The 7,990-nt window shown below is 67.8% G+C and carries 6 protein-coding genes; 5 read left to right on the top strand and 1 reads right to left on the bottom strand.

The window, feature by feature from the left end; genetic code table 11:
* The 3 genes from H0W38_RS11310 to H0W38_RS11300 form a co-directional block, all read left to right on the top strand.
* On the top strand, positions 1-2,737 hold a 2,737-nt coding region (locus H0W38_RS11310; protein ID WP_292453965.1), incomplete at its 5' end, for a response regulator.
* Positions 2,728-4,923, top strand: coding sequence for a response regulator (locus tag H0W38_RS11305; RefSeq protein WP_292453963.1), 2,196 nt, complete (start codon positions 2,728-2,730; stop codon positions 4,921-4,923). The genes H0W38_RS11310 and H0W38_RS11305, both read left to right, overlap by 10 nt.
* A 315-nt stretch (positions 4,924-5,238) precedes the next feature.
* Positions 5,239-5,457 (top strand): hypothetical protein, encoded by a 219-nt coding sequence (locus H0W38_RS11300; RefSeq protein WP_292453960.1) that lies wholly within the window; start codon positions 5,239-5,241, stop codon positions 5,455-5,457.
* A 13-nt stretch (positions 5,458-5,470) separates the two neighbouring features.
* On the opposite strand, the gene H0W38_RS11295 is transcribed toward H0W38_RS11300, so the two are convergent.
* A complete protein-coding gene (locus H0W38_RS11295) occupies positions 5,471-6,088 on the bottom strand; it encodes a CHRD domain-containing protein (RefSeq protein ID WP_292453959.1) in 618 nt (205 codons plus the stop codon).
* A gap of 385 nt (positions 6,089-6,473) precedes the next feature.
* Between H0W38_RS11295 and H0W38_RS11290 the strand changes: the two genes are divergently transcribed.
* Together H0W38_RS11290 and H0W38_RS11285 are read left to right on the top strand one after the other, a co-directional pair.
* Complete coding sequence (locus H0W38_RS11290; RefSeq protein ID WP_292453957.1) at positions 6,474-6,938, top strand: hypothetical protein; 465 nt, start codon at positions 6,474-6,476, stop codon at positions 6,936-6,938.
* Positions 6,913-7,990, top strand: a 1,078-nt coding sequence (locus H0W38_RS11285) for a multicopper oxidase domain-containing protein (RefSeq protein WP_292453955.1), incomplete at its 3' end; no start/stop codon positions are given. The genes H0W38_RS11290 and H0W38_RS11285, both read left to right, overlap by 26 nt.

Genomic DNA, 7,990 nt, shown 5'->3' with positions numbered 1-7,990 from the left:
TCAACTCATCCTCTCCGAGCTGGCGCCCGTGGTCGGCGCGCAGCAGGCCGAGTTCTACGTGATGAGCTACACAGCGGACGACTCGCCGGTGCTGGAGTTGTTCGCCAGCTACGCGTCCGGCGGCCAGCAAACGCACGGCAAGCAGATTGCGCTGGGCCAGGGCCTGGTAGGCCAGTGCGCGCTGGACGCCGAGAAGATCCTGCTCACCAACGTGCCCTCGCAGGCTTTCCGCATCGCCTCGGGCCTCGCCGAAAACACGGCGATGGACGTGCTGGTGCTGCCGGTCATCTTCGAGAACCAGGTGCGCGGCGTGCTCGAACTCGCCTCGCTGGAGCGCTTCAACCCGGCGCACGAGGCTTTCCTGGAGCAACTCACCGAATCGATCGGCATCGTCATCAACACCATCGACGCCAACTCCCGCACGGAGCACCTGCTCACCCAGTCGCAGTCGCTGGCCGAGGAGTTGCAAAGCCGCCAGGAAGAGCTGCAGCAGACCAACCAGGAGCTACAGGACAAGGCGCGTCTGCTGGCCCACCAGAACGAGGAAGTCGAGCGCAAGAACCAGGAGGTCGAGCAGGCGCGGCAGGCGCTCGAAGAAAAGGCCGAACAGCTCGCGCTGACCTCTAAGTACAAGTCCGAGTTCCTGGCCAACATGTCGCACGAGTTGCGCACGCCGCTCAACTCGCTGCTGATCCTCTCCGACCAGCTCTGCAAGAACCCGGGCGGCAACCTGAGTGCCAAGCAGGTGGAGTTCTCCAAGACCATCCACTCCTCGGGCAATGACCTGCTCATGCTCATCAACGACATCCTCGATCTCTCCAAGATCGAGTCGGGCACGGTGGCGGTCGATGTGAGCGAGCTGCGCCTGGACGACCTGCACCGCTCGGTGGAGCGCAGCTTCCGGCACTTCGCCGAATCCAAGCACGTGGACTTCGTCATCGACGTGGAGCAGCCGCTGCCGCACACGATGGTCACCGACGTCAAGCGCCTGCAGCAGATCGTCAAGAACCTGCTGTCGAACGCCTTCAAGTTCACGCACCAGGGCCAAGTGGCCTTCTCCATCGCGGTGGCTGAAAGCGGCTGGTCGCTCGACAACGAGGAACTGGGCCGCGCCAGCCAGGTGATCGCGTTCTCTGTCAGCGACACCGGCATCGGCATCTCGCCCGACAAGCAGCAGATCATCTTCGAGGCCTTCCAGCAGGCCGACGGCTCCACCTCGCGCAAGTACGGCGGCACCGGCCTGGGCCTGGCCATCAGCCGCGAGCTGGCGCGCCTGCTCGGCGGCGAGATCCGGCTGGCGAGCGCGCCCGGCAAGGGCAGCACCTTCACGCTGTACCTGCCGCAGAGCTACAACCCGTCGCGCAGCGCTCGCCATGTGCGTCTGATCGGGGGCGAGGAGTTCCGCGACTCGGGCCTGGCCCCGCTGGCCGACAGCGGCCGCAAGGAGCTGCCCCGTCCGTCGCCCCGCGGCACCACGCCCATCGTGTCCGACGGGGCTTTCGACACCGAGGCCAGCAATGCCGACACCATGGCCGCGCTCAACGTCGCCGACGACGACCGCGGCGACATCGGCACCGGCGACCGCGTGCTGCTGATCATCGAAAACGAGCTCGGCTTCGCCAAAGTGCTGCTCGAGGCGGCGCGCCAGAACGGCTTCAAGGGCCTGGTCGCCACCACCGGCGCCGGCGCGCTGACGATGACGCGCGAGTTCCACCCCTCGGTGATCACGCTCGATATTCACCTGCCCGACATGCAGGGCTGGCGCATCCTCGACCGCCTGAAGGGCGACTTGGTCACCCGCCACATCCCGATCTGCGTGGTCTCGACCGACGACTCGCGCGAGCGTGCGCTGCAGGCCGGTGCGATCGGCTTCCTGGCCAAGCCGCTGCAGTCGCGAGACGCGGTCGACGCCGCCATTGCCGAGCTGCACCGCTATGTCGAGAGCACCACGAAGAAGCTGCTGGTCGTGATGCCCCCAGGCCCGCTGCGCGACCGCTACGTGGCCGCCCTGGAAGCCGAAGTCGAAGCCACCGTCGTGGACGACGCCGTTGCGGCGAAAGCGCTGCTGCGCCAAGCGGATTGCGTGGTGATCGACGAGAGCATCGGCGGTCTGGTCCCGGAAGACATCCTCGAAGCCACCGAGCAGCGCGCCGGCTGCTGCCAGCTCCCGGTGCTGCTGCATTCGAGCCTCGACAGTCCCGACAGCCCCTGGCACAAGCACCGCGGCGGCTTCGTGCTGCGCGAGGCGGAAAACCTGGAAGCGCTGCTGGCCGAGAGCGCCTTCCTCTTGCACCGCAGCCCGGCCTCCATCTCCGATGAAGAGCGGCTTGCTATCGAGGCGGTGCACCGCCGAAAGCACCCGCTGGCGGGCAAGAAGGCGCTGATCGTGGACGACGACATGCGCAACATCTTCGCGCTGGCCACGGTGCTCGACGACGAGGGCATGCTCATCGTCTCGGCCGACAACGGCCGTGACGCGATCCGCATCGTGCAAGAAGACGCCAGCGTCGACATCGTGCTGATGGACATCATGATGCCGGAGATGGACGGCATCGCCACCATGCAGGCGATCCGCAAATTGCCGCGCGGGCGGGAGCTGCCGATGGTCGCGGTGACTGCCAAGGCGATGAAGGGCGACCGACAGAAATGCATCGAGGCCGGCGCCTGGGATTACCTCAGCAAACCGGTCGAGCCGACCAACCTGCTGGCCGTGTTGAGAGGCTGGCTGTGTCGCTGACTTCGGCGTCGGTATCGGGCTTCGGCGAACTCGACCCGGAGGCGGGCGAGAAGACCAACATCCTCATCGTCGACGACCTGCCCGAAAAGCTGCTCGTCTTCGAGACCATGCTCGAGGAGCTGGACCAGAACCTGGTGTTCGTGCGCTCGGGCAACGAGGCGCTGCGCGAGGTCTTGCGGCAGGAGTTCGCCGTCATCCTGCTCGACGTCAACATGCCCGACATCGACGGCTTCGAGACCGCCAAGCTGATCCGGCGCTATCGACGCTCGGCGCACACGCCGATCGTCTTCATCACGGCGTATGCCGACGAAATGCAGACCGCGCGCGGTTACGCGCTGGGCGCGGTCGACTACATCATGTCGCCGGTCATTCCGGAGGTGCTGCGCTCGAAGATCCGCGTCTTCGTCGAGCTGCACAGCATGCAAAAGCGCCTGCGCCGCCGCGCGGAGGAAAGGGTCGCGCTGGCGGCGGCCGAGGCGGGACGCCTTGCTGCCGAAGAGAGCACGCGGCGCTCGAACTTCCTCTCGCAGGCCAGCGCCGAGCTGGGCGGCTCGCTCGACATCGACGTGCGCATGCGCAAGTTGCTCAGCCTGGTCACACCGCAGCTGGCCGCGAGCAGCACCCTGGTGATGCGCGACGAGCATGCCGATCATGACCGCCTGCTCAGCTGCACCACAGGCGAGCCCGGCGCCGCGCCCGTGTTCGTGCCGCGCCGCTTCGACGAGCTGCCGCCGGCAGCCCAGCTGGCCTTCTGCCGCTGCCTGGAAACGCGCCTGCCGGTCGCGCTGCCGCCCAGGCCGGCGCCGGACGGCCCACCGGGCGAACGAGCGGGCACGGTGCTGCCGCTGACGGTGGGCGAACGCGTGCTGGGCGCGCTGATCGTCGACGACGAAGCGGCCGGCGTCGATCAAGCGCTGCTCGAGGACCTGGCCGCGCGCGCCGCCATTGCCTTCGAGAACTCGCGCCTGTACCGCAGCCTGGAGGCCGAGCTGGTGGTGCGGCGCCAGGCAGAGCAGCGGCTGCACGATTCCAACCAGCGCAAGGACGAGTTCCTGGCCATGCTGTCGCACGAGCTGCGCAACCCGCTGGCGCCGATCAGGAACGCGATCGAGCTGATCCGCCGCCTGGCGCCCCCCGACGCCAAGCTCACCTGGGCCACCGACGTGGCTGACCGCCAGATCGCGCACATGAACCGGCTGGTCGAAGAACTGCTCGATGTGGCGCGCATCAGCCAGGGCAAGATCGTGCTGCAAATGGAGCCGCTCGACCTGCTGGTCGTGATTCATCAGGCGGTCGAAACCGTCCGGCACTTCATCGACGAGCGCAAGCACGCCCTCACGCTGCGCCTGCCCGACGCCCCCGTGTGGCTGCGCGGCGACCCGGCGCGACTCTCGCAGGTGATCGGCAACCTGCTCAACAACTCGGCCAAGTACACGGACGAAGGCGGCGCCATCCATTTGTCGCTGGTGCTCGACCACGGCGAGGCGCTGCTCACCGTCACCGACAACGGCATCGGCATCGAGGCGGAACTGCTGCCCAATGTGTTCGAGCTGTTCGAACAGGGACGCCGCCCGCTCGACCGCAGCCAGGGGGGTCTGGGCGTGGGCCTGACGCTGGTGCAGCGCCTGGTCCAACTCCACAATGGCAGCGTCGACGTGTCGAGCCGGGGCAGCGGCCTCGGCGCTGAATTCAATGTGCGCCTGCCCTGCCTGAGCGAGGTCAAACCCGTGGACGATCCCTTGACGAATCCTCCGGAAGTAGCGAGTACCGGGGGCTGCCGCGTGCTTGTGGTCGATGACAACCGCGACGCCGCCGAGACGGTCGCGCTCTACCTAGAGCTGGCCGGCCACGAGGTCAAGACCGTCGGCGACGGCATGCAGGCCCTGGCCAGCGCGCCGGTCTACGCGCCCGACGTGGTGGTGCTCGACATCGGCCTTCCCGGCCTCGACGGCTACGAAGTCGCCCGGCGGCTGCGCCAGACCCCGCAGACCCGCGACGCCCTGATATTGGCTCTGACTGGCTACGGCCAGAAGGGCGACCAGCAACAGGCGATAGACGCCGGCTTCGACGCCCACTTCGTGAAGCCGGCCGATCCCGAATTGCTCGTCAAGCGCATTGCCGAATGGCGAGAAGCCGCCCCCCAGGCGCCCGGCGGCGCGCGGCAGGAGTTGCGGCTCAAACCGTGAAGCCCGGTCGCGGAGCGCTCGCGCTCCGCTCGTCGAATCGAAGCCTTGAGGGCGAATCAGGCAGGGGGCCGCGGCCAAGCGCCATGCCGGTCGGCCTTTCAATGATGTCCGCGACAAAAGCGCTTGCAAGAACTGCCGGGTGCACAGAAGCGATTACACGCGCGCGAGTGGCGCTGCCGGTCTACCCCCAGCAGCGAGCATGACAGCGGCTTGGCATGGGCCTTGCAACGACGGCTCGCGGAAAACGAATCTCACGGTCGTCACGCGCGCTTTCTGCCAGCGCGCAGGCCGATCAGCTCACGAAGAAAGACCCCCATGCAGGCGCAAAAACCGATCCTCGACGCTGCTGCGGTTCGCGCCAGCCTTGCACAGGGTCTGCCGGCCCGAGAAAGCGGCGACCCGCGTGAGCGGCATGCCGCAGCGGCGGCACGGCCCACGGTGCCGCAGCCGCAAAGTGAACGCTTGTCCGGGCCCTTCCGCGTGAAGCCGGGCTACCTGGAGCGCCGCGCCTGGCCTTTCAGCGCGCAAGGTTGAGAGCGCCGCGGGTTCAAGACGCCGAGCCGCCGTCCCCGCCACGGCGGCTGCGCCGCGACACCAGGCCTAGCACGCCCAGGCCCAACAGCAGCATCGCGGCGATGCGCGGCTCCGGAATGGGTACTGTGGTCGCCGCCAGCTGGCCGCGGATTTCGCCGCTCGGAATCAACTCCGAGTGCAGGTTGAAGTAGGTTAGTCCCGAATTCAGGCCGGCCACCAGAGCCGCCTCGGCATCGGCCGCGACCCCTCCGGCAAAACCGTCGATGAAGGATTGCCGAAACGTCGCGGAGGACGTCAGGTCGTAGACCTCCGAGTCGTCGCTCCCCGCCGTGGCACCCAGCGGCAGGCCGGTGAAGCCGACCGCGACACCGACGTTGTTGTCGGGCGTGGTGCAACAGTGAATGTGGCCGTCCACCAACCCGGAGCCGAGATCCGCGAAGCTGTAGCTGACGGTGAGCGTGTGCGCCAGCGAGTCGTACATCACCGAAGCGTCTCCGCTGCCCGGCGAGGCATTGGGCGGCACTTCGTTGGCGCCCGACAGGCTCGCGGTGTAGACGATCTGGATGGCCTGGCTCGGCGCTGCGAGGGCCGCAGCGACCACGAATCCAGCCACGGTGGGAAGCAGTTTCATGGGGGATCTCCTGGGGTCGTAGTGAAAGGCTTGCGCGGTATCGGCAACGCCAAGAGCACGGCAAGGCGGCGTTGCCTGCATCAACCATAGGTGTTGCAAATCCCCTGACCAGAGCTTCCTGAAGTCGAGTGTTCGCGGCCGCACAACACTTCGTGGGATTCGTCGCCAGGCGCGTGTCGGATGCCTCCTACAAGGCTTCGAGCCGATCACCCGGGCGGCGTAAGGCAAGGCCTGCACGACTTGCAGATTCGTCCCACCGGCGAATCAATCGGCGCTGACATACGCGGCCTGCCGCTGTGCGTACCGTTGTAGACATGCGCCACCGGATCGAACTGCGCCGTGCCAACCACGGCCAAGCACGAAGACCGGCGCGGGGGGCTCCAGCATGACCATGCGGATGCAGTGCGATGAACGTCAGGCGACCCGGGTCGCCCTGTGCTTCCTGAGCGCGGCCATCGCGCATCTCGAAAGCGAACAGGGCTTCGTGCTGCCGAACTCGCGCCGCCTGGTCAGCCGATGGCTGCGCTGGTTGCGGGCGGCCGACCGCCGCGCCAACGCAGCAGCCACCGCCGGACCGCCGCCGACCGGCTTGGCCCTGCGCAACGGGCGCGTAGAGGCAGGCGATCCGAGCGCCCCGTCCGCCGCCGACGTGACGAACGCGGCCACCGAGCTCCTCGTGAGCGCCTTCCGCGAATCCTGTTTGAAGGCCGTGCTGAAAGACGGCTCGCGCGACGCCGCGCTGGACTGCGTCGTCGCGCTGGCCCTGGAGCGCGCGCAGGAAACCTGCGCCGCCGTCGATTCCCACGAAGAAAAAGGCAGACACCATGAAACCGACTACCGGGCCGGCTGATTCCTCGCCGCTGCCTGCGGCCGCGCCGAAGCGCCGCAGTTTCCTCAAGGGCGCCGCCGTCGGCGCAGCCTCTTTGGCCGCACCGTGGCCCGCGCGTGCGCAGGTCGCGCCGGCGCCGCCGCCCAGCCCGTACACCGAGCCATGGCGCGACGAACTCCAGGCAGAAAAGCCGCTCGAGCCGGTGCAAAGCCTGAGTCCGGCGCCGGGGCGCCTGCCGGTAGCCGGCGAAGTGGGCCGCGCCGCCCACCAGGCCTGGGACCGCTTTCCCCCACTGAAGCTGTACGAGATTCACAGCGCCGAATACATGCTGAAGTGGCACAAGGACCTGCCGGCGGTCATGACCTGGGGCTTCAACGACCGGTGCCCGGGGCCGATGTTCCACGCCCGCTACGGCGAGCCGATCCTGGTGCGGATCAGCAACGAGCTGCAGCAGCTCGGGCAGGGCTTCGGCTCGCCCGAGATCTCGATCCACCTGCACAACATGCACACGCCTTCGGAGAGCGACGGCTTTCCGGTCGACTGGTGGAGCCCGACGGACTTCGGGCCCACGCTGACCGGGCCCGGCCACTTCAAGGACCAGCACTACCCGATGGTCTACGCCGGGGTCGACCAGTACGGCGGCATCGGCGACCCGCGCGAGGCGCTGGGCACGCTGTGGTACCACGACCACCGGCTCGACTTCACCGCGCAGAACACCTACCGCGGCCTGAGCGGCTTCTTCCTGGCCTACGACCACATCGACAACGGCGACGAGCACGACCTCTCCTCCCCAACCGCGCTGCGCCTGCCGAGCGGCGACTTCGACCAGCCTTTCGTGCTGGCCGACAAGCGCTTCACGCCCGACGGGGTGGCGCTTTCGTTCGACCCCTTCAACGGCGACGGCTTCCTCGGCGACAAGATGACCGTCAACGGCCGCATCCAGCCCTTCTACAAGGTCAGCCGACGCAAGTACCGCTTGCGCCTGCTGGATGCGGGGCCGGCCCGCATGTACGACCTGCAGTTGCGCCTGGGCAGCCCGACCGGCCCGGTGCAGAGCTTCCAGTACATCGCCA

It is taken from the genome of Methylibium sp. (assembly GCF_013817365.1).
In the GTDB taxonomy this organism is placed as follows: Bacteria; Pseudomonadota; Gammaproteobacteria; order Burkholderiales; family Burkholderiaceae_C; genus Methylibium.
The sequence above is the reverse complement of the archived record's forward strand: the minus strand, read 5'-3'. Positions and strand labels throughout refer to the sequence as shown.